The following is a 1,154-nucleotide window of genomic DNA, read 5'->3' as shown; positions in this document are numbered from 1 at the left end:
CTATTGCCATACTTTATGCTCCTTTAAATGAGGGGTGAATGAAAATGAATGGGAAAAATGAGAGGTAAAAAGCCGCTCTTGAGAAAGGTTTGTTTTCAACAAGCACTTTCTTTTTATAAATATCTTGACTTAGTCCCAAAATGGTACTAAGATTGATAAAAATCAGGATACACTTATGAAAATTGTTAAAATCTCCACACTTCAAACTTTTTGGACTCGATATCCTGATGCTGAACAACCATTAAAAGCATGGGTAGATGAAGCTAAAAACGCACAATGGCGTTCTCCTCATGACATTAAAGAGAAATATAAAAATGCAAGCATATTAAAGAATAATCGTGTTGTTTTTAATATTAGAGGCAATGATTATCGTTTAGTTGTTTCAATCTTTTATCCAGCAGGTTGGCTTTACATAAAGTTTATAGGGACGCATAAACAGTATGATGCGATTGATGCCAACACTGTAGAACTAAAGGAATTTAAGAAATGAATATCAAACCAATTCGTACAGAGAGAGATTATCAAGAAGCTTTAGAAATTGTGTCTGCAATGTTTGACAATCAACCTAAAGAGAATACTCCAGAATTTGATCAAATGGAGGTTCTTGTGTTGTTGATTGAAGCGTATGAAGCAGAACACTATCCTGTTTCTCCTCCTCACCCGATTGAAGCTATTAAATTTAGAATGGAACAAATGAACTTAAGTGCTAAAGATCTTGTTCCTGCGATTGGTCATTTAAATCGTGTTTATGAAATCTTGAGTGGTAAAAGAAAATTAACACTGCGCATGATTAAAAATTTGCACCAACAGTTTAATATCCCACTGGAAAGCCTAATAGCTTAGACTTGTTTTTCTTTTCTCCACCTCATGCGTAAAGAGAAGAATAGGCGCATGGAGGGGATAAATTTGCACGTTAACATCAAGGATTTTACGACCATACCAACGGCTGTCTGATCAAATATTGCTAAAAACTCAGATCCCTTGCCATTCTTAATAAAGTGAATACGAAGTTTAAATTCTATTGTCATTTTGCTCTCCAAATTAATGAAGAGACCATAACAATCATCTACACTCTCTCATAAGACTGACACTGTCAGTCAAAAATGGTTTTAAAGAAAGAAAATCATACAAGCCTTATCGCCTAGACTTGATTA

Annotated in this window: 3 protein-coding genes; 2 read left to right on the top strand and 1 reads right to left on the bottom strand. The window is 34.4% G+C overall.

The genetic code is table 11. The annotated features are described in order from the left end of the window. Window positions 1-175: 175 nt before the first annotated feature. Both ACFIKJ_RS09380 and ACFIKJ_RS09375 read left to right on the top strand, forming a co-directional pair. Window positions 176-490: a type II toxin-antitoxin system HigB family toxin gene (locus ACFIKJ_RS09380; RefSeq protein ID WP_375612347.1), complete on the top strand. Its 315-nt coding sequence runs from the start codon at window positions 176-178 to the stop codon at window positions 488-490. Next, on the top strand, window positions 487-843 hold the full coding sequence (locus ACFIKJ_RS09375) for a type II toxin-antitoxin system HigA family antitoxin (RefSeq protein WP_375613954.1): 357 nt from the start codon (window positions 487-489) through the stop codon (window positions 841-843). The genes ACFIKJ_RS09380 and ACFIKJ_RS09375 overlap by 4 nt, the downstream gene beginning before the upstream one ends. Here the strand turns inward: ACFIKJ_RS09375 and ACFIKJ_RS09370 are convergent. Next, the gene (locus ACFIKJ_RS09370; protein WP_375649146.1) at window positions 840-1,028 is read right to left on the bottom strand and encodes a hypothetical protein; all 189 of its coding nucleotides are present in this window, start codon (window positions 1,026-1,028) and stop codon (window positions 840-842) included. The two genes, ACFIKJ_RS09375 and ACFIKJ_RS09370, sit on opposite strands and share 4 nt — an antisense overlap. Window positions 1,029-1,154 lie beyond the last annotated feature (126 nt).

Source organism: Bartonella sp. PS7NMGDW (genome assembly GCF_042193585.1).
In the GTDB taxonomy this organism is placed as follows: domain Bacteria; phylum Pseudomonadota; class Alphaproteobacteria; order Rhizobiales; family Rhizobiaceae; genus Bartonella; species Bartonella grahamii.
The sequence above is the reverse complement of the archived record's forward strand: the minus strand, read 5'-3'. Positions and strand labels throughout refer to the sequence as shown.